This is a genomic window from Heyndrickxia oleronia, assembly GCF_017809215.1.
GTDB lineage: Bacteria > Bacillota > Bacilli > Bacillales > Bacillaceae_C > Heyndrickxia > Heyndrickxia oleronia.
On sequence record NZ_CP065424.1, the window covers coordinates 1,607,188 to 1,633,497 of the forward strand.

General features: G+C 33.6%; 28 protein-coding genes. 23 read left to right on the forward strand and 5 right to left on the reverse strand.

Annotation, left to right across the window (positions count from 1 at the left end):
- Window positions 1–9: 9 nt before the first annotated feature.
- The 3 genes from I5818_RS08055 to I5818_RS08065 are packed head-to-tail and all read left to right on the forward strand — an operon-like array spanning window position 10 to window position 1,831.
- On the forward strand, window positions 10–231 hold the full coding sequence (locus I5818_RS08055; protein WP_058006063.1) for a WYL domain-containing protein: 222 nt from the start codon (window positions 10–12) through the stop codon (window positions 229–231).
- A gap of 2 nt (window positions 232–233) precedes the next feature.
- Window positions 234–1,502 (forward strand): Y-family DNA polymerase, encoded by a 1,269-nt coding sequence (locus I5818_RS08060; RefSeq protein WP_058006062.1) that lies wholly within the window; start codon window positions 234–236, stop codon window positions 1,500–1,502.
- Window positions 1,499–1,831 carry a YolD-like family protein gene (locus I5818_RS08065; RefSeq protein ID WP_058006061.1) on the forward strand — a complete coding sequence of 111 codons (333 nt, stop codon included), beginning with the start codon at window positions 1,499–1,501 and terminating at the stop codon, window positions 1,829–1,831. The genes I5818_RS08060 and I5818_RS08065 overlap by 4 nt, the downstream gene beginning before the upstream one ends.
- A 334-nt stretch (window positions 1,832–2,165) precedes the next feature.
- On the opposite strand, the gene rpsD is transcribed toward I5818_RS08065, so the two are convergent.
- Window positions 2,166–2,768, reverse strand: a complete 603-nt coding sequence (rpsD, locus tag I5818_RS08070) for a 30S ribosomal protein S4 (RefSeq protein ID WP_058006060.1) — start codon at window positions 2,766–2,768, stop codon at window positions 2,166–2,168.
- A 389-nt stretch (window positions 2,769–3,157) separates the two neighbouring features.
- Here rpsD and I5818_RS08075 point away from each other — a divergent pair, with 389 nt between their 5' ends.
- Window positions 3,158–5,017, forward strand: a complete 1,860-nt coding sequence (locus I5818_RS08075) for a sensor domain-containing diguanylate cyclase (RefSeq protein ID WP_209391888.1) — start codon at window positions 3,158–3,160, stop codon at window positions 5,015–5,017.
- A 59-nt stretch (window positions 5,018–5,076) separates the two neighbouring features.
- Here the strand turns inward: I5818_RS08075 and I5818_RS08080 are convergent, their stop codons facing one another.
- The gene (locus tag I5818_RS08080; RefSeq protein ID WP_058006058.1) at window positions 5,077–5,556 is read right to left on the reverse strand and encodes a GAF domain-containing protein; all 480 of its coding nucleotides are present in this window, start codon (window positions 5,554–5,556) and stop codon (window positions 5,077–5,079) included.
- 189 nt (window positions 5,557–5,745) lie between these two features.
- Between I5818_RS08080 and refZ the strand changes: the two genes are divergently transcribed.
- The 4 genes from refZ to thiI all read left to right on the forward strand — a co-directional run bounded on the left by refZ (window position 5,746) and on the right by thiI (window position 11,083).
- On the forward strand, window positions 5,746–6,378 hold the full coding sequence (gene refZ / locus I5818_RS08085; protein WP_058006057.1) for a forespore capture DNA-binding protein RefZ: 633 nt from the start codon (window positions 5,746–5,748) through the stop codon (window positions 6,376–6,378).
- Window positions 6,379–6,646: 268 nt separating this feature from the next.
- Window positions 6,647–8,338 carry a septation ring formation regulator EzrA gene (gene ezrA, locus I5818_RS08090; protein ID WP_078111129.1) on the forward strand — a complete coding sequence of 564 codons (1,692 nt, stop codon included), beginning with the start codon at window positions 6,647–6,649 and terminating at the stop codon, window positions 8,336–8,338.
- 388 nt (window positions 8,339–8,726) lie between these two features.
- Window positions 8,727–9,878 carry a cysteine desulfurase family protein gene (locus I5818_RS08095; RefSeq protein WP_071976958.1) on the forward strand — a complete coding sequence of 384 codons (1,152 nt, stop codon included), beginning with the start codon at window positions 8,727–8,729 and terminating at the stop codon, window positions 9,876–9,878.
- The gene (gene thiI, locus I5818_RS08100) at window positions 9,875–11,083 is read left to right on the forward strand and encodes a tRNA uracil 4-sulfurtransferase ThiI (protein WP_078111128.1); all 1,209 of its coding nucleotides are present in this window, start codon (window positions 9,875–9,877) and stop codon (window positions 11,081–11,083) included. The genes I5818_RS08095 and thiI overlap by 4 nt, the downstream gene beginning before the upstream one ends.
- Window positions 11,084–11,244: 161 nt before the next feature.
- On the opposite strand, the gene I5818_RS08105 is transcribed toward thiI, so the two are convergent.
- Complete coding sequence (locus tag I5818_RS08105) at window positions 11,245–11,532, reverse strand: hypothetical protein (protein ID WP_058006053.1); 288 nt, start codon at window positions 11,530–11,532, stop codon at window positions 11,245–11,247.
- A 329-nt stretch (window positions 11,533–11,861) separates the two neighbouring features.
- Here I5818_RS08105 and I5818_RS08110 point away from each other — a divergent pair, with 329 nt between their 5' ends.
- From I5818_RS08110 to rarD, 3 genes are all read left to right on the forward strand, one after another.
- Window positions 11,862–12,056 carry an alpha/beta-type small acid-soluble spore protein gene (locus I5818_RS08110; RefSeq protein ID WP_058006052.1) on the forward strand — a complete coding sequence of 65 codons (195 nt, stop codon included), beginning with the start codon at window positions 11,862–11,864 and terminating at the stop codon, window positions 12,054–12,056.
- Window positions 12,057–12,220: 164 nt separating this feature from the next.
- Complete coding sequence (mbcS, locus tag I5818_RS08115; RefSeq protein ID WP_209391889.1) at window positions 12,221–13,807, forward strand: acyl-CoA synthetase MbcS; 1,587 nt, start codon at window positions 12,221–12,223, stop codon at window positions 13,805–13,807.
- A gap of 241 nt (window positions 13,808–14,048) precedes the next feature.
- A complete protein-coding gene (gene rarD, locus I5818_RS08120; RefSeq protein WP_058006050.1) occupies window positions 14,049–14,978 on the forward strand; it encodes an EamA family transporter RarD in 930 nt (309 codons plus the stop codon).
- An 81-nt stretch (window positions 14,979–15,059) separates the two neighbouring features.
- On the opposite strand, the gene I5818_RS08125 is transcribed toward rarD, so the two are convergent.
- Entirely contained in the window at window positions 15,060–15,857 is a 798-nt protein-coding gene (locus I5818_RS08125) for an NAD kinase (RefSeq protein WP_058006049.1), read from the reverse strand.
- A gap of 106 nt (window positions 15,858–15,963) precedes the next feature.
- Here I5818_RS08125 and sppA point away from each other — a divergent pair, with 106 nt between their 5' ends.
- The 10 genes from sppA (at window position 15,964) to I5818_RS26200 (ending at window position 23,676) form a co-directional block, all read left to right on the forward strand.
- Window positions 15,964–16,971 (forward strand): signal peptide peptidase SppA, encoded by a 1,008-nt coding sequence (gene sppA / locus I5818_RS08130; protein ID WP_058006048.1) that lies wholly within the window; start codon window positions 15,964–15,966, stop codon window positions 16,969–16,971.
- Between the two features lie 96 nt (window positions 16,972–17,067).
- Complete coding sequence (locus I5818_RS08135) at window positions 17,068–17,508, forward strand: RDD family protein (RefSeq protein ID WP_058006066.1); 441 nt, start codon at window positions 17,068–17,070, stop codon at window positions 17,506–17,508.
- 74 nt (window positions 17,509–17,582) lie between these two features.
- The gene (locus tag I5818_RS08140) at window positions 17,583–18,260 is read left to right on the forward strand and encodes a DUF2953 domain-containing protein (protein WP_078110167.1); all 678 of its coding nucleotides are present in this window, start codon (window positions 17,583–17,585) and stop codon (window positions 18,258–18,260) included.
- Between the two features lie 22 nt (window positions 18,261–18,282).
- Window positions 18,283–18,753, forward strand: a complete 471-nt coding sequence (gene ytfJ, locus I5818_RS08145) for a GerW family sporulation protein (protein WP_058006046.1) — start codon at window positions 18,283–18,285, stop codon at window positions 18,751–18,753.
- Window positions 18,754–18,840: 87 nt separating this feature from the next.
- Window positions 18,841–19,341 carry a thiol peroxidase gene (tpx, locus tag I5818_RS08150; RefSeq protein ID WP_058006045.1) on the forward strand — a complete coding sequence of 167 codons (501 nt, stop codon included), beginning with the start codon at window positions 18,841–18,843 and terminating at the stop codon, window positions 19,339–19,341.
- A gap of 163 nt (window positions 19,342–19,504) precedes the next feature.
- A complete protein-coding gene (locus I5818_RS08155; protein ID WP_071976963.1) occupies window positions 19,505–20,500 on the forward strand; it encodes a class I SAM-dependent methyltransferase in 996 nt (331 codons plus the stop codon).
- Between the two features lie 270 nt (window positions 20,501–20,770).
- Window positions 20,771–21,958, forward strand: a complete 1,188-nt coding sequence (locus I5818_RS08160) for an acetate kinase (RefSeq protein WP_071977015.1) — start codon at window positions 20,771–20,773, stop codon at window positions 21,956–21,958.
- 149 nt (window positions 21,959–22,107) lie between these two features.
- Window positions 22,108–22,911: an EcsC family protein gene (locus I5818_RS08165; protein ID WP_078110168.1), complete on the forward strand. Its 804-nt coding sequence runs from the start codon at window positions 22,108–22,110 to the stop codon at window positions 22,909–22,911.
- Window positions 22,912–22,916: 5 nt separating this feature from the next.
- Window positions 22,917–23,432, forward strand: a complete 516-nt coding sequence (locus I5818_RS08170; protein ID WP_078110169.1) for a MogA/MoaB family molybdenum cofactor biosynthesis protein — start codon at window positions 22,917–22,919, stop codon at window positions 23,430–23,432.
- A 112-nt stretch (window positions 23,433–23,544) separates the two neighbouring features.
- A complete protein-coding gene (locus tag I5818_RS26200) occupies window positions 23,545–23,676 on the forward strand; it encodes a hypothetical protein (RefSeq protein ID WP_257233944.1) in 132 nt (43 codons plus the stop codon).
- Between the two features lie 317 nt (window positions 23,677–23,993).
- On the opposite strand, the gene I5818_RS08175 is transcribed toward I5818_RS26200, so the two are convergent.
- Window positions 23,994–25,091, reverse strand: a complete 1,098-nt coding sequence (locus tag I5818_RS08175) for a M24 family metallopeptidase (protein ID WP_078110170.1) — start codon at window positions 25,089–25,091, stop codon at window positions 23,994–23,996.
- Window positions 25,092–25,288: 197 nt separating this feature from the next.
- Between I5818_RS08175 and I5818_RS08180 the strand changes: the two genes are divergently transcribed.
- Together I5818_RS08180 and I5818_RS08185 are read left to right on the forward strand one after the other, a co-directional pair.
- Complete coding sequence (locus I5818_RS08180) at window positions 25,289–25,969, forward strand: metal-dependent hydrolase (RefSeq protein WP_058006021.1); 681 nt, start codon at window positions 25,289–25,291, stop codon at window positions 25,967–25,969.
- Window positions 25,970–26,073: 104 nt separating this feature from the next.
- Window positions 26,074–26,307 (forward strand): hypothetical protein, encoded by a 234-nt coding sequence (locus I5818_RS08185; RefSeq protein WP_139254930.1) that lies wholly within the window; start codon window positions 26,074–26,076, stop codon window positions 26,305–26,307.
- Window positions 26,308–26,310: the final 3 nt, after the last annotated feature.

The following is a 26,310-nucleotide window of genomic DNA, read 5'->3' on the forward strand; positions in this document are numbered from 1 at the left end:
GGACAATCGATGAAAGGGTTACTTCATAAAGCTTCAACTGCTGGTGAAAGGCTTGAAATGATTTATCTGTCCAATGAAGGTGAGATCACTCAACGTATTATCAAAGTGAAGAAAGTTGGAGAAAATTATTTTCGTGCATATTGCTATACAAGAAACCAGATTCGCACATTTAGTATGAGTAACATTTTATCGATTGGCCCTGTTAGAAAACATCTTAGAAAAGGGGCTTAATAATGATTAATTACGATGAACTTCCACATAATCAAATTCTTTGTATCGATATGAAGTCGTTTTACGCTAGCTGCAGCGCCGTAATGAGAGGATTGGATCCAATGACATGTTATCTTGCTGTAGTTGGTAACAAAGAGCAACCTGGTAGTATTGTGCTTGCTGCCTCACCACGATTAAAAAAAGAATTTGGTGTTAAATCAGCATCTTCTAGGCTTTTTAATATTCCGGATGATAAGCGAATTATAATAGAAGAGGCTAAAATGTCTTCATATTTAAAAATATCTACAGAAATCATAAAAATCTTTAATAGGTATGCTCCAATGGAAGATATTCATGTTTATTCTGTTGATGAAAGCTTTATTAAGGTCGATGGCTTGAAAAATCTTTTTGGTAATGCTTATACAATTGCACAGATGATCAAAGATGAGATTTACAAAAATTTTGGTTTGCCCTGCACTATTGGTATTGGACCTAATATGCTTATGGCAAAATTAGCCTTAGATTTAGAATCTAAAAAAGTACCAAGTGGTATTGCTGTATGGACCTACGAAGATATCCCAACCAAACTATGGCCAGTGTCTCCGTTAAGTGAAATGTGGGGGATAGGGAGGAGAATGGAAAGAAATTTAAATAGAATGGGGATTTTTAATGTAGGACAATTAGCAAAGTATCCTTTGGAAATGTTAGAAAAGAAATTTGGAATAATTGGAAACCAACTTTATCATCATGCCTGGGGAGTAGATTTATCTGATCTAGGCGCACCACTTTTACAAGGGCAAATAAGTTATGGAAAAGGACAAATACTCCTTCGTGACTATAAAGAGGAGCATGAAATTAAGGCGGTAATATTGGAAATGTGCGAGGAAGTTGCACGTAGGGCGCGATCTGCTAAAAAGGCAGGACGGACAATAAGCTTAGGCATTGGATACAGTGACTCTGATTTTGGAGGGGGATTCCATCGATCACATACTATTGATGAACCAACTAATGTTACAATGGATATTTATAATGAGTGTTTAAAGCTTTTTCATCAATTTTATGAGGGGAAAAGTGTACGTCAAATATCAATAACACTTTCAAAAATCACAGATGATGTGACATTACAATTAAATTTATTTGAGCCTGATAAATTGAAATTACATGACTTAGGTTATGTTGTAGATAAAATAAGGGATCGCTTTGGTTCCGCAGCATTATTGAGAGCTGTATCTTTTACTGAAGCTGGAACATCACTGAAACGTTCAGCACTTGTTGGGGGGCATAAAGCATGATTCGTGACAGAGGTAATAAGAAATGGGTATCACTTATGCTCCCCGAACATATCAAGATGTTAAAGGATATGAAAGTGGATCTAAATAGACAAAGTAGACCAATGATTGATGAATACCAGGTTCAGGAGTTTGAAGAACGGATAAAGTATGCACAAGAATATAAGTTGCTGCTGGAATTCAGTATATTTGATCAGGGTTTTATAAAAAATAGTATTGGAAGAGTAATTAAATTAGATCCTTTATCCAAGCAAATTAAGATAAAGACAATGAAATCTGAATTTGAGTATATAAATTTCACCGATGTTATAGAAATTAAGATTTTAGATTAAAACCGCCCGCGTGGACGGTTTATTTTGTTTCTCCATTTATTAAAATCTTTATCGCATTTATAGATCCAATAACACCTACTACATTATTAACTCTTAGTTTCAATGATTCATGACCATCTCGGGATAATGGACCACATGCTTTATTCTTAATGTTCTAGAATAAGAAGAAAAGCAGTATAAAATAAATGGATCTCATCTATCCACTTATTAGAAAAGGCAGCCCGAAAAGTCCTCCAATCATTTACATGAGAATACATATTCTACAAACCTAAAAAATACAAAAAGCCTAGAAAACATTGATAAATCAATGTTTTCTAGGCTTTTAAAATTACTATTAACGAGAGTAGAACTCAACGATGAATGATTCGTTAATTTCTGCTGGTAATTCAGAACGTTCTGGTAAACGAGTGAAAGTACCTTCAAGTTTATCTGCATCAAAAGTAAGGTATTCAGGTACGAAGTTATTAACTTCGATTGCTTCTTTGATGATAGATAAATTGTTAGATTTTTCACGAACACCAATTGTTTGACCAGGTGCTACGCGGTAAGATGGAATATCAACACGCTTACCATTAACAAGAATATGACCGTGGTTAACAAGCTGACGTGCTTGACGACGAGTACGTGCTAAACCTAGACGATATACAAGGTTATCTAAACGTGATTCAAGAAGAATCATGAAGTTTTCACCGTGCTTACCTTGCATTTTTCCTGCTTTTAAGTAAGTGTTATGGAATTGGCGTTCATTTACTCCATACATATGGCGAAGCTTTTGCTTCTCTTGTAATTGAAGACCATATTCAGATAATTTTTTACGTTGGTTTGGACCATGTTGTCCTGGTGCATAAGGGCGTTTTTCTAGTTCTTTACCAGTTCCGCTTAAAGAAATGCCAAGACGACGTGATAATTTCCAACTTGGACCAGTATAACGAGCCATTTAAGACTCCTCCTTCATTGTTTTTATTTTGTATAAAATAAAAACCAGGTGTGAACAAAAATTAAGTGTATATTGTTTTCATGTACCATCGCCCTAGCAGCAGAGGGTTACGCGATACACCTCATTTTAGAAATAGAATCTAAAACGGGAACAACATACGATCATAAAGTTGTCCGCAAAGGCTGCATTATTTTACACAAAGAGTATTATATGATGGATAAATTAGAAAGTCAAGTTAGCTTGAATAGCTTAATAATAAATTGTTAAGAAGATAATGCAAAAAAAATAGAATATAGTATAATAGTACTAGATGAAATCCGGAAATAAATAGGTATTAAGGATTATTATTGAAATTTAAAATTTGAAATTGATTCTATAGGTGATAAAAAATGAATCTAAGCGTACAAAATTTCTTATTATATTATAAATCTAGACTATTTGATTTAATGGAAGCCCCTAAAGATAAAAGAATTACTGAATGGATATCCATCCTTGTAGAGTGTTTGGAAGTCAGAAAAGCAGTTTTTTATAAGAGAAAGAAGGAAATTAATAATCAGCTTTGTTTGGAATATACATACTCAAATGAAGAGATTGAGTATCCAAATTGTATAAATAAAGAAATAACACAGTCTTTGTTTAGTGAATCTAATTATGTTGATCGAAAAAAGCTTGCGGAATATCGAATGCTTTTTAAAGGGTTTAATTCAGCATTTAATTTTATATATAAGGGACAAGAAGTAGGCTGTTTGTTTTTATGTAGTAATGAAGATAGTCTGAATAAATATATTGCCCCGCACCAAACTTCTTTTATATATGAGAGTGGAAAATTTATTAGTGTTTTAGAAAGCATCTCTTGTATTGTGGAAGAGGAAAAGAAATTTAAAGAATTATTTAGAGTGACTGAAACATTTCACGATTCAATGGATGTGGATGCAATTTTATATGAAATTATAAATACACTCAGAAGAGTTTTTCCACACTTTACATATACTTTACTATTGTCGAATGATACTAAACATGATAAGAATTTACCGATAAAAGAAATTCAATTCGATGACGCAGACGAAGCTGTGATGAAATCCTTTCTAAATGGGGAAACCAATATTGTGGAAAAACCTCAGCAAAAAACGATGCTATACGCCCCATTAAGCGGTAAACAAGGTGTTTATGGTGTATTGCAAGTAGTCACCTTTTCTTCCTTTGTTTTTCAAAATAGCGAAGTAGAATTTATTCGTTTACTTGCAAATACTGGTGGAAGTGCATTGGAAAACGCTAAATTATATGAACAATCTCAACGATTAGTTGAGGATCTACAGTTGATTAATGAGACGTCACATCGATTAAATTCATCAGCAAGATTAGATGAAACCTTACATTTTCTTAACTCACAAATATTAAAATCATTTCACACAAATATTACTGGATATTTTTTATTAAATGAAGAAAAAAGAACGATTTTGGATGGAAGTCATGATTTTTTTACAACATCCCAAGGTAAGGCATATCTTGATTTTGTTACAGATGTAATGATGAAAAGAAAGGAATCAATTATTTTTAGTAATGTTAAAAAGCAAATGGAACATTTATCTCCTTATTCATCCTTAATGGCTGTACCTATGATTGAAGGGGAAACCATTAAAGGGTTCTGTGTTGTTTTAAATGAACAACCTTATTATTTTACATTTGATATGTTTAAATTATTTCAGTCTTTAATTCATCATTCAACATTAGCTGTCACCAATTCAATGTTAAGAGAGGAATTGGAAAAGATGGTAATAACAGATCATTTGACACAACTATATGCAAAAAACTATTTAAATGATACAATCCAACGATCCATGGAGAATGATGAAGAAGGAACATTCCTCCTATTGGATATTGACAATTTTAAGGTAGTCAATGATACATATGGACATCAAATTGGTGATGAAATCTTAATACAAGTAGCAAAATTAATTAATCAAAATATTCGTCAAACTGATATTGGGGCACGATGGGGAGGAGAAGAACTAGCAATCTATCTTCCGGGTGCACCATTGGAAGTAGGAGCTCGTGTAGCGAATAGATTAGTGAAAGCTGTCTATGAAAATACAAATCCTCAAGTGACAATCTCTTGTGGGGTTTCCTATTGGACGAGGAATAGAGAGGATCAGGTGCCGAATCTTTTTAATCGGGCTGATATTGGTTTATACCTTGCAAAAGAGTTGGGAAAGAATCAAGTAGTTGTACAAGAGATTGGTAATAAGTAGTGTGAAAAGGAGCTTTCCAGTAACGGAAAACTCCTTTTTTCATCTATCAACAATTTAACTTATAAATGTTTAACTAAAGCGTCAACAAATTCTTTTAAATGTATCTCATCAACTTCATCGAACCGATTGATTTCTGGACTATCAATATCTAATACACCGATTACTTCATTATTTTTTATAATTGGAACGACAATCTCTGACTGTGAAGCAGAGTCACAGGCAATATGGCCTGGGAATTGATTTACATCCTCGACCCTTAAAGTTTTACGTTCTTTGACCGCAGTACCACAAACACCTTTCCCAAAAGGTATCCGAACACATGCAGGGAGTCCTTGAAATGGCCCTAATACGAGCTCATTTCCCTCTACTAAATAAAAACCTACCCAATTGATTCGATCTAAAAACTGATTCAGTAAGGCTGCTGCATTACTTAAATTTGCAATCATATTAGACTCATCTTCAATAAGTGCAGTAAGTTGCTTCTTTACTAATTGATATTTTTCATCTCGTGTACCTTCATAGGCTGTTGTATGAAACATAGTCATCACCCAATTTCAACAAATTTTTACTTAAAGCAACAAATTCTCGTTGATTATACAGGATATTGTCGATATTTTCTTAAAGGAAAATATTTGGATCAACAAGAAATAGTATATTAAACAGTTGAATTACTTTTAGCATAAATAGATGATTGATTCAAGTTAAATGATTGAAATGAGGGATATCAGATGGCGAAGATGTCTACAAAGGATTCGATTATTGATGCAGCCATATCATTATTTAATATTAAAGGATATTCGGGAACATCGGTGAGAGATATTGCAAAAAAAGCAAGGGTGAATCCTGCAAATATATCCTATTATTTCGACGGAAAACAGGGCCTTCTGGAAAAATGCTTTATTCATTTTTTTGAAGCCTATCTGGCATTTTTTGAGGAAGAAGTTCAATCATTAAAATTTGATCGTCCAGAAAATTGTTTAAAAAGAGCCATCTACAAGATTTTATATTTTCAAAGTACCAATCATTTATTAGCACGATTCGTTTGGAGAGAGGTATCCATTGACTCTCAAATTGTTAGAGAAATTACCTCATCATACTTCATGAAGGAAAGATATTTAATTAAAAAATTAATTGAAGAGATAAATGCAGGAAAAGTATTTTCGAATTCAGATATTCATTTTTTGATTATTCAACTAAGGAGTTTGTTAACCATGCCATTTCTTAATGGGCAGTACTTACGTGAGGTCTGGAATGTTTCTCCTCATGAGCGATACTTTGTTGAAAAATACTATCAGCATCTTGATAGGTGGATTGAAGAATCACTAGTAAGTAGGAATAGTCGATTGAATATTCCTGTCTAATATAGGCTGTTTTCGTATAGTTTGTCGCTCTTTTCCCAGTGAATTGGTGTATTAGTTCGTTAAGAGGATGATTCAGTACATAACTGGACCATCCTTCTTTTTTTTATAAATCATACAAATGAACTAGAAAGCTCTACGAAAATTGTAAAAAATGTTTAATTTAATAGTCAAAAATTGTCGTTACATGGTATCATTAATACTACATTACATATTTAATTAATTGATTTATTAAAAATAGATAAGTGAACGTTGGAACAGGAGGCTTACGATGGAGTTAGTCATCGGCGCAATCTTAATTATTCTCATCATATTTGTAAGTGGTTATATTATTAAGAAAAAATTTTATAAAGAAATTGATCGACTTGAATCTTGGAAAATTGAAATTATGAATCGTCCCGTAATAGACGAACTAGGAAAAGTAAAACAGCTTAACATGACCGGTGAAACCGAGGAAATGTTTGAAAGATGGAGAAAAAATTGGGATGACATTGTTGCTGTAGAACTACCTGATATTGAAGATCACCTGTTTGATTCTGAGGAATTTACGGACAAATATCGTTTTAAGTTGGCAAAGGAGTCGAATCAAAAAATAGAAGCCATTCTAACAAACATTGATGCGAAAATAGATAAAATTCTTGGGGAGTTAAATGAATTGATCGGCAGTGAGGAGTCAAATCGTGCTGAAATGGAGGAGCTCAGTGCCGAGCATAAAAAAATAAAAAAGACATTATTGATTCAGCGCCATACATATGGAACATCAATTGATGCATTAGAAAAGAAATTAGACTCTTTATCGGAACAATTTGTTGTTTACAATGATCTTACAGCAAATGGTGATTACTTGAAGGCAAGAGAAGTAGTCATCATGCTAAAGGATGAAATTCAAACACTTACAGAAAAAATCGAAAAAATTCCAGACTTAATTACTGAGGTTAACATCATCCCTTCACAATTAAATGAGATTGAAGAAGGATATAAAGAAATGATTGACCAAGGTTTCATATTGGATCACCTAAACATGGATAAAGAATTGGCAGAATTAAGAAAGTCGTTAGAGATCAATACGGATCTTCTTGTGAAAACAGAAGTTAAAGAAGTTGAGTCAGGAATATATGAACAAAAGGAAAAAATAGACCTATTATATGAATTGCTAGAAAAAGAGGTTCATGAAAAGCATTTTATCATTAAAAATCGTGAAGAAACAAAGAACCAATTAGAGAGAATAAAAGAATCAAACGAGCAAATTAAAGAGGAAGTTAATTTTGTCCAACAAAGTTATCAATTATTAGACGGAGAATTGAATACGCCTTATAGTCTGGAGAAACAATTAACAAAATTAACGAAGAGATTTGAAGTCCTTGAAACTAAGATTACAGAAGACCATTCTGCATTTACGATTCTTGGTGCTGATTTAAGAGAAATACGTGAAGGGATAGAAAAGCTAAACCAGGATCAACACGATTTCTCATTACATTTACAAAACTTGCGAAAAGATGAATTAGAAGCACGTGATAAACTTACTGAATTAAGAAGAAAAACGAATGAGGCAACAAGGCTAATTACCAAAAGTAATATACCAGGGCTTCCAGATGATTATAAACAATTAATGGATGATGTTAATAAACATATTCAAGATGTTTTTAAAAGCTTAAATGAAAAACCTTTGAATATTAAGGCTATACAAGATTTCTTGCAGAACGCCATTGAAGCAGTAGATGTTTTCTATAATAAATCGGTTGAAATGATTGAGACAGTCGTGTTAGTCGAGAAAGTCATACAGTATGGGAACCGCTACCGTGCAAGAAATCGAAACCTTGCAGAAGGTTTACAAAGAGCAGAGGAATATTTTAGAAGCTATGATTACTATTCAGCTTTAGAAGAAGCCGCTTCAGCAATCGAAGGTGTAGAGCCGGGAGCACTGAAACAAATTGAGGAAATGATAACTAAAGAAGAAATTTAGGACGATGGCAGAGTTGCTTTCGTCTTTTTACTTCTAGATAACACAGTTATAATACTAGATCTATAAAAAAGAGTTATCCTAGATTTTCCTTGGTGAAATGTGTTAGGGAGATTAAAACTAAAACGACATAAAATGTAGGAAGTAGTTTTTTATTAGGATTCTGTTCTCAAATCTTGTTGCTATCACGAATAAATATAGGGTGAAGACCATCCTCACCCGCTTTAGTTTATTGAGAAAAGAGCTGCCAATTATACGGAAAAAATCCTTATCGAAAAAATAGTTCCAAGACCTTGTTATCATGGTGGAAGCTAATCAAGGAACTTGCGCTTTTCTCATCCTATGTTATGATTTATCATTGTTGGAATATTAAATATGAAGGTGTTAATGAATGATTTATTTTGATAATAGTGCAACAACGAAACCTTATAATGAAGTAATTGAAGCATTTGCAAAAGTTTCCCAAGAGTACTATGCAAATCCTTCTTCACTTCATAATTTTGGTGGAAAAGTCGAAACATTAGTTCATCAGGCAAGAAAGCAAATCGCTTCACTTTTACAAGTGAAGGATAATGAAATATATTTTACTTCAGGTGGTACAGAAGGGAATAATTTAGCGATTAAAGGGACCGCTCTTCAGTATCGTTCTCGTGGGAATCATATTATTACGACAACGGTTGAGCATCCATCTGTTTATGAAGCTTGTGAGCAATTGCGCTCATTAGGTTTTGACATTACCTATTTACCTGTCAATCAAAAGGGACAGGTTGAGCTAGATGATCTCAAATCGGCCATTAAAGATGAAACTATACTGGTCTCCATCATGCATGTTAATAATGAAATGGGTACGATCCAACCAATTGAGGAAATTGGCCAACTTCTTAATGAATATTCTAAGATTTTGTTTCATGTTGACCATGTTCAAGGAATTGGAAAAGTCCCGTTAAACTTAAAACAAGCTCATGTGGATTTTTGTACGATTTCTGCCCATAAATTTCATGGCTTGAAAGGGAGCGGAATTCTTTATATCCGTAATGGTGTCCGAATTTCTCCGTTATTTTCAGGAGGAAATCAAGAAAATAAAGTAAGAAGTGGTACAGAAAATGTAGGTGGAATTGTCACAATGGCAAAAGCGCTTAGATTAACTGAAGCCAATCGGAAGCAAAAACTTGAAGAAATGATTTCAATAAGAGATTTTTTAATTTCAAGTTTAACGAAGCTTCCAACTATAAAGGTTCACACAGTCCCATCCGTTTCTGCACCCCATATTATTAATTTTTCTGCAATTGGATTAAGGGGAGAAGTAGTTGTCCATGCACTAGAGGCTGAAAAAATCTATGTATCAACGACAAGTGCATGTTCTTCTAAGCAAAAATCAATCAGTAGGACACTTCAAGCAATAGGGGTGACTGAGGATATAGCCGAAGGCGCAGTTCGTATTAGCCTTTCGTATGAAAATACGATGGATGAAGCAAAAATATTTATGAGTAAGTTAGAAAGTATAATTAATAAATTGAATGAAGTAATGAGGGATACACAGTGAAATATGACCGCATATTAATTCGATATGGTGAACTATCAACAAAAGGTAAAAATAGAAACCATTTTATCACCCATTTAAAAAGAAATATTCGCAGTGTCTTAAAGGAATTTAAAGGACTTGTCATTCAAGGTGGGCATGACCGAATGTACATTTTATTAAATGGGCATGATAGTCAACCAATAATGGAGGAACTTTCAAAAGTTTTTGGAATTCAGTCCTTTAGTTTAGCAGTAAAAACAGAAAAGAATCTTGATGAAATGAAAGATGTAGGCTTAACACTTGTTAAACAGCTGTATCAAGAAGGAATGACTTTTAAGGTTTCAACAAGACGTGGGGATAAATCATTTCAATACGATACAAATGATATCAATCATGCGATTGGCTCACATATTCTAATGAATATGGATTCAATTAACGTCAATGTAAAGAAACCCGACATTAATCTGATTGTTGATGTCAGAAGGGATGGCGTCTATTTATCAAGTGAAATTATTCGTGGTGCAGGTGGTCTTCCAGTGGGTTCTTCTGGAAAGGCTATGTTAATGCTATCTGGAGGAATAGATAGTCCTGTTGCAGGTTATTTAACAATGAAACGCGGTGTGAAAATAGAGGCGGTTCATTTCCATAGCCCACCTTTTACTAGTGAACGTGCAAAGCAAAAAGCCATTGATCTTGCTAAAAAAATGGCCCCTTATAATGGGAATGTAAAAATGCATATTGTTCCATTTACAAAAATTCAAGAGATTATCCATAAGGAAATTCCAGAAGGCTATTCAATGACAGCAACAAGAAGAATGATGTTAAGAATTACGGATGAAATACGACGCAAGAACAGTGGTCTTGCTATCGTAACCGGAGAAAGTTTGGGGCAGGTAGCTAGTCAAACTTTAGAAAGTATGATTGCAATTAATGATGTAACATCAACGCCAATTCTTCGTCCATTAGTCTCAATGGATAAAATAGAAATTATTGATATTGCTCAAAAGATTGATACATTTGAAATATCCAACTTACCGTATGAGGATTGTTGTACGATCTTTACTCCTCCTGCACCAAAAACACGACCAAAACTTGATAAAATGCAGTATTTTGAAAGTAAGGTGGATTTTGATTCACTTATTCAGGAAACATTGCAAAATATAGAAACGATTAATGTTTCAACGGAAGTGAAAGAAGATATAGAGGATTTTGCGGATCTACTCTAAATTTCTTAATAAATTTTTATTCTTGCTAAAGGTAGTATTGGATAAAAGAGCCTTAATAAAAACAGATTTTTTATCGACATTAATAATTTTCGGTAAAAAATCTGTTTTTTATAGTGTTTGAATAAGGTACATTACTTGTATTATCATCAATAATGATCTTTTTATTGAATAAGTGTGTTGATGAATGCTATTACTATTATTACCAATACAAAGTATCCACTGTTTACCTTTTTATTTCCCTTAACAAACAAGTATCTTATAACTTCTTCAATGATTTTATAGAGAATTAACAAAAAAACAAGTAATGGAATGATCCAATACCATTGGTTTACTCCTAATTTAATGTTTGCTGTTACAAAACTTATTATCAATAAGCCAATAATAAAAGTAATAAATGTAACCAAATCTTGTTGTGGTCGTTTAAATAACCATTGAAATCCTTTGATCATTTTACTCCTTCTTTCTACATAAGAACTACAACTAGATCGCTAGAAATTTTTAATATTTATTTATTTTAACATATTTCAATTGAGATGGAAAAAAATTACTATACCTGCAGCAGATAGTTAGGTAAATAATTGTTTTTTTAGATAAGTAACCATTCTTTTATTGCCGAACACATGAATAAATTTGTTTAATGTGACGATAGAGTAAATAGTTAGGGAGGTATAGAAATTTTCTAGAAAAATCCTTATAAAAAAGGAAGAATTACCAATAGAAATTCCGTATGAAGGTTTGTGTTTTCGCACACTCTATACTCACAAGGAGGTGAAGACACATGCCAAACAATAATCAATTACTAGCACCAGGAGCGGAACAAGCATTAGATCAAATGAAATATGAAATTGCTCAAGAATTTGGTGTAAATCTTGGAGCAGATACAACTTCACGTGCTAACGGATCAGTTGGTGGTGAAATTACAAAACGCCTTGTATCTATGGCTGAACAACAATTAGGTGGAAGTTTTCGTTAAAAAATTTAATACTTTGGCTTAGGGAAGCGGCATAACCCGCTTCCCTATTTGTGTTCCTCTCTCTTGGTTAACTATTTTAAATTTTAAAATTATTTAGTATAATATTAAATAGAGTAATGAGTTTGAGGATTTTATCACCTAATTATTTGTAAGGGGGAAACATTATGAAGCGTGAAGATTTATTAGCACCTAAAGAGTACAATATTGTTGAAGAGATAGAAAAATATGCATCTAGTCCTTCAAAATTAGCCATTAAATGGGTGAATGAATTAGGTGAAACTAAAGAAATTACATACAAAGAATTAATAAATAAGGTAAATAAAACGGGGAATGTTTTTTTAGAGAATGGACTTAAAAAAGGAGATACTATATTAGTCATCATTCCAAGAATAATTGAAGCTTATCAAGTGTATCTAGCAGCATTAAAAACAGGAATAGTTGTTATTCCATGTTCAGAAATGTTAAAAACGAAAGATTTACAGTATCGTATTGAACATGGAGATGTAAAAGGAGTCGTTTCATATTTTCCTTATATTGAAGAGGTTAATCAAGTAAAAAATTCTAATAAGCTTAAACATTTTGTGATAGGAAAAGAGACAAATGATTGGCTTCTATTAGATCAATTAATGGAGAATGCAAGTGATGAATTAGATGTAGCAAAAACATTACAGGATGATATGGCATTTCTCTCTTATACATCAGGGACAACAGGAAATCCCAAAGGTGTGGTACACACTCATGGATGGGGCTATGCCCATTTGCGAACTGCTGCACCTCATTGGCTTGGTATTAAAGAAGATGATATTGTTTGGGCAACAGCTGGTCCAGGATGGCAAAAATGGATTTGGAGCCCCTTTCTTTCTGTATTAGGATCAGGTGCAACCGGTCTCGTTTATTATGGTAAATTCGAACCTAAAACCTATTTAAATCTTCTTGATAAATATGGTGTGAATGTTCTATGCTGTACGCCAACAGAATATCGTCTAATGGCTAAAGTTGATAATTTAGCCGACTATCAGCTGAAGCAACTGCATAGTGCTGTTTCTGCAGGAGAACCATTAAATAGAGAAGTAATAGACACTTTTGAAAAGCATTTTCAAGTAACAGTACGTGATGGATATGGACAAACGGAAAATACATTATTAGTTGGTGTAACAAAAGGGATGAAAGTAAAACCTGGATCAATGGGGAAACCGACACCCGGAAATCGTGTGGAAGTGATTGATGAACATGGTGTACCATGCAATATAGGTGAAGTCGGAGATATCGCCGTTCATATTGAAACACCCGCATTATTTCAAAAGTATTATAAAGATCCTGAACGTACGGCTATGCAATTTAGAGGTGACTATTATATTACAGGAGATAAAGCGAAAGTAGATGAGGATGGTTATCTTTGGTTTGAAGGACGGTCTGATGATATTATTATCAGTTCTGGGTATACGATCGGACCATTTGAAGTGGAGGATGCGCTTGTAAAACATCCAGTAGTTAAGGAATGTGCAGTTGTCGCAAGTCCAGATGATGTACGCGGGAATATTGTCAAAGCCTATGTCGTACTAAGAGATGGAGTCGTTGATTTGGATAAAGAGAGCCTAGTTAAAGCATTACAGGATCATGTGAAAGACTTGACAGCACCTTATAAATATCCTCGTGAAATAGAATTTATAGATGAATTGCCGAAAACAACTTCTGGTAAAATAAGGAGAATTGAACTGAGACTTAAGGAATATGAAAAATTAAATAAATAAATGTATGAGCAGATGAAGCTGTTTGAAGATAAGTCAAACAGCTTTATCTGTTTTCTATTCTCCTAGTATAATGGCGAAATAAAAATAACTTCGCGATTATCAACGGCTGAAGGCAATATAGTAAGAAGTTTACTCTATTAAAATTTTTGTCTAAAAATATTGTTAAAAAAGGATTGTATTCATAAATGTTACGTTTTAAAATAGTAATTATTTCGAAAATCTAAAGAATAGAGGAATTTGGATGAAACATGGGGAAAAAATAGGTGTTTTTTATGCTGCCTTTTCATACATTATTTGGGGAGTTCTCCCGGTATATTGGAAATGGCTCAGCAGTGTATCTGCTGAAGAAATATTAGCAAATCGGATATTTTGGTCTTTTATATTTATGCTTGTGCTTTTAGCCGTAACTAAAAAGTGGAAGGTATTTTTACAAACATTAAAAGGTTTAAAGGTCAATAAAAAGGTATTTCTTTCACTTATTTTAGCCTCTCTTCTCATTACTGCGAATTGGTTTATTTATATATGGGCCGTTAATGAGAATCATATCGTGGAAACAAGTCTTGGCTATTATATTAATCCACTTATAAGCATATTATTAGGGGTTTTCATTCTAAAAGAAAAACTGAATAAAGCACAAATCATCTCATTCTGTATTGCTGCACTTGGTGTATTAATATTAACGATTTCCTATGGCGATTTTCCTTGGATATCTTTTAGTCTAGCAATAACTTTTGGACTTTATGGATTAGTAAAAAAGATGATTAAAGTAGATTCTGCAATCGGTCTAACGCTGGAAACTATGACAGTTGCTCCACTTGCGTTAATATATATGATTTATCTATTGTTTACTAGCAATTTTTCATTTTTAAATGGATCGTTAAAAATCGATCTTCTACTAATTGGAGCTGGGGCAGCTACAGCGATTCCATTACTCTTATTTGCTAAAGGAGCTCAAAGAATTCCTTTGTATTTATTAGGATTTCTCCAGTATATTGCCCCAACGATTATGCTTATTCTAGGTGTACTTGTCTATCACGAACACTTTAGTACTGCACACATGATTGCATTTATTTGCATATGGACTGCAGCTATTGTTCTATCAATTGGCAATTCAAAATGGTTTATAAGTTTGACGAATCGTATCAAAAAAGATAAAAGCTTCAGTGCATAGAAAGGAGCAATCCATAGTGATTGCTCTTTTCTATTAGTAACTTGATCAAATTTTGTTTTTAGAAGGGTAAGATTGTTTTATTTATAAAAAAATTCTTTGCACTTTTTCCCAGAAAGAATTATCTTTTAATTTTACAGTTTTAATTTTTTTATCGTTTAATGAGATATCAATTTTATCAACATGTTGAATACTGATTGCTTCATTATCCATCCCCATGATAGGATAATCATTTCCAGACTGGACGACTTTTAGTGTTAGTTTTCTGCTACCACTGAGAATAAATGAGGAGCCTAATGTTCGATATTGATTATTATTGAGTGATGCCAACTCGCTTACCTGTATACAAGGAAGAAGTGGATCAACAATCGCACCATTCACGGATTTATTATATGCTGTACTCCCGGTTGGTGTGGCAATTAATAATCCATCTCCTCTAAAGGTTTCAAAGAGGAGGTCGTCGATGTAAACGTCCATGACAAATGTTTTAATAATGCTAGATCGGATGCTAAATTCATTTAAGCAATAAAACGATCCTTGTTGATCAATATTGACTTGAATAATTGGGTATCTTCTTACTTCGATTTTATCCTTGTTCATCGCTTCAACCATTTCGGATAGGTCATCAATATGAAAATCACAATACATACCTAAACGATCCTTTGTTGATACCCCTACATATAAACAATCATCTCTAAATCCAGATTTACGAACAGCTTGCAAAAAGGTGCCATCACTACCAACACTTACGATAATATTAGCGTCTCGATCATTATCAACGATATGAAAGTCATATTGAATCGCGGTCTTTTTTAGTAATTCTACTTTTTCTTCTATATCTTGTTGATTACTATAAAAATAAATATTTCTCCGTTCAGACATATAGAAACCCCTTTCTATTCTTTCTGTTTTAACGATTTCTAAAATCTTGCAATTAGGTATACAATTAGTTTACCATTTTTACATAGGAAAAGGGAGGAGATGACAAATGAATAAAAAAAGATGGGCTGCATTAGCTATTGCAGTATTTCTATTTGGTGTTTCTATTATTGTGAATGTAGCAACTGTAGCTTTCACGACTGACATAACGTCAATTTTTGATGAAATATTCACCAAGCCTGAACGATCATTTTCCGAGGAAATTATTGAGGATGGAAATGAATTGAGGAAAGTAGCTGTTCTTGATGTAGAGGGAGTGATTCAGGATACTGGAAGTAGTTCATTGCTTGATAGTAGTACATATAATCACAAAGGATTTATGGAACAACTTAATTATGTAAAAGATAATAATGATATAAAGGCAGTTATTTTAAGAGTGAATTCTCCTGGTGGAGGGGTTGTTGAGTCCGCTGAGATTCATGACAAAATTATCGAAATTCAAAAGGAATCGAAAAAGCCAGTGTATGTATCAATGGGAGCAATGGCGGCTTCAGGTGGATATTATATTTCTGCTCCAGCAGAAAAAATCTTCGCCACTCCTGAAACGATGACAGGTTCGCTTGGAGTGATTATGCAAGGAATTAACTACTCTGAACTTGCTAAAAATTTCGGGGTTGATTTTGTAACTATTAAAAGTGGACCTTATAAGGATATCATGAGCTCATCAAGAAAAATGACAGAAGATGAGAAGAAAATTATTCAAAACATGGTTAATAATTCATATGAAGGATTTGTTCGTGTAATAGCTGAAGGTAGACACTTGACTGAAAAAGATGTTCGTAAGATTGCCGATGGTCGAGTTTACGATGGAAGACAGGCAAAGGATCTCAATTTAATTGATGATTTCGGTTATCTAGATGATGTTATTGAGCGAGTAAAAAAGGATTATCATTTAAAAAATGCAGAAGTAGTTCGCTTTTCAAATAATGGGGGATTCGGATCACTTTTTTCTTTGACTGCTCAAAAGTTAATGGGGCGAGAAGCCGAGGCGACAGGCTTATTAAAAATGTTATCCCAACCTAATGCTCCTAGATTGATGTACATGTATTCCGAATAAGGAGGGAGTAGAATGACAGAAGGTACTAATGTTGAGCAGGAAATACAGTTAGATGCTGGATCACAAGGAGATGTTATAAATACTCTTCAGAATCACATGGAATACGAGTATGCTGGATTTTGGATGAGATTTTGGGCCTATCTTCTCGATTTAGTTGTTATCGCGAGTATTGAACGATTGATCATCAAGCCCGTTTTCAGAGTAGCAGATTTATCCTTTGATTCCAGTATGTTTTCTCCATTTACTATTGCTTCAGTGTTAATTTTTTATTTATATTTTATTCTTATGACAAAATACTTTCATGCAACAATTGGTAAAATGGTTTTTGGATTGAGGGTTATATCCTTAAAAGAAGAAAGTAGGCTTTCATGGCTGACAATTATTTTTCGTGAAGGAATTGGCCGATATATCTCCGTTCTCATTAAATTATTATACTTACTCGTTGCATTTACACCGAAAAAGCAAGCCCTGCATGATATTTTTGCAGATACCTCAGTGATATATGAACGTGTAAGAAAACAATTTCAACCTGCTTGATTTTTTACCCGCTAACAGCGGGTTTATTTTTTTGCTCCTTTGACGATAATGGTAGGCTGAAAGGTTGTGAAAAAATGATCGTTGCTCTCATTATCATTGCAATTATTTTCCTTTTATTTTTGGTTATTTGGTTTACAACGGTCAGCATTTTAATTGATTTTTCCCATAGACAAGACGATGATCATTTAATCATTCAACTGATTATTTGGAAGGTGATCCGTTACAAGATAAAAGTGCCAAAAATCAAAGTAGAACAAGATGAACCTACCATCACCTTTAAAAAGGAAACAAATACAGGAGCAAATGAGCACAGTGAAATTACTCCTGAAGAAATTTCAGATAAGCTAGCTGATTTTAAGGAGCTGCTTGAGCATGTTCTTGGTTTAAAAACCATCATTTCTAAATTTTTAAAGAGAATTAAAGTTGAACAGCTGGAATGGTATACAACTATTGGTCTTAAAGATGCAGCACTTACTGGGAAAATGACCGGTGTTATTTGGGCAGTAAAGGGTCTACTGATTGCCTTTCTTAGTATGCATATGAATCTTATTCAATTACCTACTTATTCAGTTACGCCCTCCTTTCAAATACCTTTATCTGAAACAACACTAAAATGTATGTTTAAATTACGAATCGGGAATGCTATTCTAGCAGGATTAAAAGTATTTAAGTTTTGGAGAGGCGGTAAGGGATCATTTAGAACTAAACCTTTATCGAAAGTATCGAAGGAAGATCCTGGTCAATCCATGTAAACAAATTGATAGGAGGATTTCTATGAGTGAACATCCGATTGAAGGATTAATGTCAGCTGCAATGGAAAACTTAAAGGAAATGATTGATGTTAATACCATTATTGGGGATCCTGTTGAAACACCGGATGGAAGTGTGATTTTAACTGTATCAAAAGTTGGATTTGGATTTGCAGCTGGAGGAAGTCAATTTAATGCAAGTGGGAAATCTGAGTCTGGTAGTCAAGGACAAGGAAGTAAAAACGAACTGCCATTTGGTGGAGGTAGTGGGGGTGGAGTTTCGATTACACCGATTGCCTTTCTGATAGTAAACTCTCAAGGGGTAAAAATGCTTCATCTTGATGAAGGTACACATTTGCTAGAAAAAATATTAGATGTAGCACCTAGTGTAGTAGATAAAATTCAGGCAATGATGAAGAAAAATAATCAGAATACAGGTTCGAACGGGTGGAAAAATCATCAGCCATCTACTCAGAAACAAGATTTTGACTTTTAAACTCGCCAATGGCGAGTTTTTAATTGGAAAAAATATAAATAGTTCAGTATGATAAAGAGAGATGAGTAAATAAAGGAGGAAATGAATATGACGAATGTTACATTTAAAGGAAATCCGGTTACAATTTTAGGGAATGAAGTAAAGGTCGGTGATCAAGCACCAAACTTTACAGTTTTAGCAAACGATCTTTCAGAAGTAACTCTTAATGATACAAAAGGTAAGGTACGTCTTATCAGTGTTGTACCTTCTGTTGATACTGGTGTTTGTGATGCTCAAACACGTAAATTTAATGAAGAAGCCTCTAAATTAAATGGTGTAGAAGTTTTAACGATTTCAGTTGATCTACCTTTTGCTCAAAGTCGTTGGTGTGCAGCAAGTGGTCTTGATAACGTTCAAACTTTTTCTGACCACCGTGATTTATCTTTTGGTGAAGCATATGGTGTTATAATGAAAGAATTACGCTTACTTGCTCGTTCTGTGTTTGTTGTGGATAGTAATGACAAGATTACATATGTAGAATATGTTAGTGAAGGAACGAATCATCCTAATTATGAAAAAGCAATTGAGGCTGTTAAGCAAGCAAAGTAATTAAAAGTAAGAATTATGCGGATAGGTAATAGGTTAAAACGTAGATTTTAACTAATCTTTGCGAAAGAACCTTCTAAAAAGAGGGTGTCCCATTTTATCTGATGGGTCATCCTCTTTTATGTTGATTGAAGAATTTGTAGAGAGAAGGAAAAGGAGGAAAAACATGAAGATTTCACCAATGGAAACGATATTTAATATATTTAATGAGACAGCCACGATTTTACAAGATGAACTGAATTGCTCGTATTTAGAAGCTCTTGCTGAGACAGGTGAGAATTTATTTCATGGTAATATTATTCAGGAAGAATTAAGTGAATTAACTGTTAAAAGATTACAAAAAAAATATAGTGAATTAAAGATAGATATGTTCAGTCAAGAGCAAATTCGTAAAGCCTATCAATTAGCCATTTTAAAAGGTATGAAGGATAGTGTACAATCCAACCATCAAATGACACCTGATTCAATTGGGCTAGTCTTTAGTTATTTAATAAAAAAATTCATGGCAGAATTGAGTTCTTTTTCATTATTAGATCCAGCTGTAGGAACCGGGAATTTACTAACAACCATTTTAAATCAAATGGATGATACAGAGATAACATCCTATGGTGTAGATATTGATGATTTACTCATAAAATTAGCTTACATCGGTGCAAACTTACAAAGCCAGCCTATACAATTCTTTAACCAAGATTCATTAGAGCCATTATTTATAGAATCAGTGGATGCTGTTGTATGTGATTTACCAGTGGGGTATTATCCGAATGATGAAGGTGCAGAAAAATATACATTAAAAGCAGATAAAGGACATTCTTATGCACATCATTTGTTTATTGAGCAAAGTATTAATCAAACAAAACCAGGTGGATATTTATTTTTTCTTATTCCAAATGGTTTATTTGAATCGGAACAGGCACCTAAGCTCCACAAATTTTTATCAGAGCAAGTAAATATACAAGGAATATTAAAACTTCCTGAATCCATGTTTAAAAATCCAAATGCAGCAAAAAGTATATTTGTTTTACAAAAGAAAGCTCCGGCCTTAAAGGCACCTAAGCAAGTATTAATCGCCAATCTTCCTTCCCTTTCCAATCAATCTTCAATGGAAAATATGATTGGAAAAATTGATAAATGGTTCATGGAAAATAAACTAGAACAGTAGTTGTTATTTCTTGACTTTACGATTGTATTTTGTAATAAAAATGATGAAGAGGTCACCTACCTAGGTGGCCTCTTATTTTTCCCTTTTTAGGTTATTTAATGGTATTTCCAAATCATTTGAATTAACTTTCTTTTTTAGTGTAAACGCTTTTACTCTGCTTAATGCTTGATAATATCTATTTTGGGGATTACAATGATAAATCGAATAGTAAGTATAGATAAAATTCATACTATCGAGTTTAACTTTCAAAAGATGAGAGGGAAGGTAGAAATGGCGAAAATTATAGCGATAAATGCTGGAAGCTCTTCACTAAAATTTCAATTATTTCAAATGCCTGAAGAACGTGTTATAACAAAAGGTCTAATTGAAAGAATTGGATTATCAGATTCAATCTTTACGATAACGGTAGATAATGAGAAACACGAGGAGATTCTTGATATTCCCAATCATGAAGTAGCAGTAAAACTCCTTTTAGATCGTTTAACTAAGCTTCACATCATTCATTCCTTAGATGAAATTGAAGGAGTGGGTCATCGTGTTGTACATGGAGGAGAAACATATAATGATTCTGTTCTTATAACCGATGAAGTCATTCAACAGCTAATTGAACTTTCAGAATTAGCTCCTCTTCATAATCCAGCTAATATTACAGGGATCCAAGCATTCAAATCTGTTTTGCCGAACATTCCATCAGTAGCTGTTTTTGATACGGCATTTCATCAAACAATGCCGGAAAATTCGTTTTTATATAGCTTACCTTATGATTATTATAAAAAATATGGCATACGTAAATATGGTTTCCATGGAACGTCACATAAATATGTTTCCCTTCGTGCGGCAGAAATGCTAGGACGCCCAGTTGAACAATTAAGATTAATATCTTGTCATCTTGGTAATGGTGCTAGTATTGCTGCAATAGAAGGAGGGAAATCGATTGATACATCCATGGGTTTTACTCCATTAGCAGGAGTAGCGATGGGAACGCGTTCTGGGAATATTGATCCAGCTCTCATTCCTTTCATTATGGATAAAACTGGTAAAACAGCTGATGAAGTACTTGAGGTTCTAAATAAAAAATCAGGTATGTTAGGAGTATCTGGTTTATCAAGTGACCTTCGCGATATTGAACAAGAAGCGGCAAAGGGCAATAAACGTGCAGAATTAGCTTTAGAAGTATTTGCGAATCGGATTCATAAATATATCGGTTCCTACTCTGCAAGAATGTCCGGTGTCGATGCAATTATTTTTACTGCAGGAATTGGCGAGAATAGTGAACTTATTCGTGCGCGGGTACTGCATGGATTAGAATTTATGGGTGTATATTGGGATCCTTCTTTAAATAAAATCCGTGGGAAGGAAGCATTTATTAATTACCCTCATTCTCCAGTTAAAGTCATGGTTATACCGACCAATGAAGAGGTTATGATTGCACGCGATGTTGTGCGATTATCTAAATAAGACAAAAAGGCAAACATATTCGTTTGCCTTTTTGTTTTTTTGAAGAATAACATCATGTTCGTTAATTTATAATGACTAAAGGAATTATTTTAGCGATATGATATACTTGGTTAAACTGGATAAATATCTACATAACGAGGTGAATCCTGATGAAATGGACCAATAGAGATCAAGCCGTCTGGGAAGAAATCGAAAACTATATTCAGTCTATCCGTTCAAACGATTTTAAAGATACATATATTCAATGGGTGGATCAAGCAATTTCGTTTATACCTAAACATTTATCCGACATTTTTTTTGAAAAATTAGATTCTTGGTTATTTCATTTACATTCATTTATTCAAGCTTCTCAAATACAAGAGGATGCAAGAATAAGAATTCTTACTAGTGCACGTGTATTTGATGAAAGTATACAAACCATTGCAGATATGCGAAAACTATCGATTGATCAGCTTTCTTTTATTGCAGATCAACATAGTGCAAGACATCGTTTATATGCATTAGCACAAGGAGGAATGACGGGAACGGGGAAATCAATTTTACTTAGTACTGATTTTTTAGTTCTAATGATGTTAAATTTGCGATCGGTACAAATTACTGCAATTTCTTATGGATATGATGTAAAAACCCCACTTGAATTGATGATTTCTCTTAAAGTGTTTCATGCTGCGACATTACCAAAAAGATTGAGAAGAGAAGCATGGGAAGGTATTGTCATTGATCTCCAGGAAGACCCCTATTTTTATCAAGGTCCCGAAAATTTATTATCATATCAATGGCTGGAAGAACCCTTTAAGCAAATTTTAAAAACATATTTTATCACAATGTTTAAATCGAAGCCGTCAATTATTCCGATTGCAATTGGAGCAGGGCTTAATTATCAATTTTCAAGAAAAGTAACTGATTTTGCAGATAAATTTTACAAATATAGACATTTACTTGATAAAGGATGATTGGAATGGGTGTTACAAAGCATAAAGAGAACGGCACTCGAAAAGTTAGTTGTGGTGTTATTACAGTTAGTGATACAAGAACAACTGAGACGGATAGAAGCGGGAAATTAATGATGGATTTATTAACTACAAAAGGTCATCGTGTGCATGATTATCGAATTGTTATTGATCAAGGAGCACAAATTTTAGAAGCGGTCGAGAACATGGCGGAGAATAATCATATAGAAGTCATTTTAATGAATGGTGGCACAGGTATTGCAATAAGGGATGTTACCATTGAAACGGTTAGTCCTCTATTTGATAAGGAGCTTACAGGCTTTGGTGAGTTATTTCGGTATTTAAGCTATATAGAGGATATTGGTTCAGCAGCCATGCTATCAAGAGCGACAGCGGGTGTTTATAAAAATAAAATCATCTTTATCACACCTGGCTCTACTGGAGCAGTTAAGCTTGCAATGACGAAACTAATTATTCCAGAACTCCCTCATATTATTCATGAGTTAGCAAAAGATATACGATAAATTTTCATTATAGAAGCGACAAACAGCGTTAAACATTCCTCTTCCAAATTTTAGAGAGCATAACTAATCCTATAATTCAAACAATATAGGTTAGAAAATAGGAAGGGGTAAGATGATGAATAAAAAAGAATTATTCTATGATGAACAAGGTGTAGAGCAAATCAGTAATCAAATAATGAGTGCTTATACGAGTGGCACAGTTGATCGACCAGATATAAATGATGAAGAAGAAAATAGTAAATAAAGGCTTCAAAGGCTCTTATAATGTTTGCAAATTATTTTAAACTTTACCTTAACAGCAATATTATATGAGTAACGATCCTAATAGAAAAGGAATCAGCTTAGCTGATTCCTTTTTTATTTTATTTAAGGCTGTTTTCGTATAGTTTGTTGTTTGTGTAAAAGCCCAACTGCCGGCTTTTACACCTAATAAAGATTCATCGGTTCTTATGAAGATTGCAGCTCTTTTCTCAGAGAAATAAAAGGTGTAGTGGTCTTCAGCCGATAGTAGTTATTAGTTAAAATTTTACTTAAATAGCAACAATGCTTGAGAAAAGAGCCTTATTTAATAATTTGCAATTCCTTAGGGAAGGCAGTTAAAATTTCTACTCCATCTTTTGTGACAAATACATCATCTTCTATACGGACACCAGCAACATTAGGGACGTAAATTCCTGGTTCAATAGTAAAGACCATTCCTTCTTGAATAATAAGTTCATTAGTATTTGTTACAGAAGGATATTCATGAACACCAATACCTAATCCATGACCAAGTCGATGTGGGAAGTATTGTCCATAGCCAGCTTCAGTAATAATATTTCTAGCAATATTATCTAAATCTTTTGCTTGGACACCTGGCTTGGTTGCATTTATTGCTTCTATCTCTGCTTTTAATACAGTATTATAAATTTTTTCTTGTTCTTCATTAAAATGATCGTAAGCAACTGTACGAGTAATATCTGAACAATATCCTTCATATACAACACCTAAATCAAAAAGAACAAAGTCGCCTTTTTTAATTTTAGTTAGGCCAGGGTTACCATGGGGTGAGGCAGCATTTGCTCCAGTTAGCACCATCGTTGAGAAGGACATTTCAGAGATTCCCTTTTTCTTTAATTCATATTCAATGGCAGCAATAATATCTAATTCTGTTTTGCCTTCTTTAATTTCACTAACACCTGTTTGCACAGCGAAATCAGCAAATTCCGCTGCTTTTTTTAATAGCTCTTTTTCTTTCTCGTTCTTAATCAAACGTAACTGACGTAGTTTTTCTTCGGCAGCGATGAATTTAGTGCCCTCAAATCGATTGATTAACTGTTCATATCTTTCTACAATTACATGTTCTTTTTCCAATGCCATTGTATGTATATTCGTTACACGACTTTTCATGTTTTTTTCAAGTGTATCCCATGGATTGTCGGTATCTGAACATCCAATCACTTCATATTCCCATCCAGTAGCCTTTGCATCGTTAACATCCAATGATGGACAGATTAGGAATGGTTCAGCTTCCTGAAACACTGCAATACCGAGTAGTCGTTCATGAGGATCACTTCGAAATCCACTTAAATAAAATACGTTTTCAGTTGAAGTTATAAAGGCAGAATCTATATTTTCTTGTTTAAGCCAATTCATTAATTCATGTAGTCGTTGATTCATTTTTTTCATCTCCTTAAATACGTATATATACAGAATAGCAGAAATGATTCAGACTATCTATTTTTGAAGCTGTATGAAATATAAAAGTTTCTTTTAATTTTAGTTCAAAAAGGGTATTTTGTAATATGATGAAGGATTTCTTTAGTTTCTATGGAAATAAAGAAATAGGCTAGTTTTTTTAAAAGGAGAGAGAGTAAATGAAGGTATCCTATCATGGTCATTCAATTGTAAAGGTTGAAACGAAAGGTAAGACAATTTTATTCGACCCATTTATTACGGGAAATTCACAAACTGATTTAAAGGTAGAAAATGAACATCCTGATTATATTATTCTGACACATGGGCATGGGGATCATGTCGGTGACACAGTTGAACTTGCCAAAAAAAGCGGGGCTCTAGTGATTGCGAATAATGAAATTGCCAATTATTTAAGCTGGCAGGGAATTAATACTCATCCTATGCATATTGGAGGTTCGTTCGAATTTGAATTTGGAAAAGTAAAATTAACACCTGCTTTTCACGGATCTGCATTAATCACCGAAAATAAAGAAATAATTTATCTAGGAATGCCTACAGGAGTACTATTAATGGTAGAAGGTAAAACGATCTATCATGCGGGTGATACAGGGTTATTTTCAGATATGAAACTGATAGGTGAGAGACATCCTATTGATTTAGCGTTTTTACCAATTGGAGATAATTTTACGATGGGGCCTGAGGATGCTGCAATTGCAGCCAAGTTCTGTCAAGCTAAGGTCGTTGTACCAATCCATTACAATACCTTTCCACCAATCAAACAGGATCCACAGGTTTTTATTGACTTATTAGAAAAAAATAATGGAAAGATAATGAGTGCTGGAGATTCAATGAATCTTTAAAAAAGAGGACCTATGTGGTCTTCTTTTTTTCTTTATATTTAGTATTTGACCGTGTGGTTTGTGCATAGAATAATACAAGCTTATTTATGGGGAGGGAATAAATCATGAGAAACAGATACTTACTATGTATGCTATTAACCATATTAATGCTGTATTATGCACTACCTCATTTATCATTTTCACTTGAAAATAAGCAGGGCATTTTTTCATTAGCATGGTTAGGATTATCATTACTAGTTTTCGCAGGAAACCTTTCGGCTTGGCTCTATACACCAAAAAAATATCGAGCGAATCAAAAAATTGCTGAAACCACTCGAAAACGTGCACGTTCGAATTAAGTG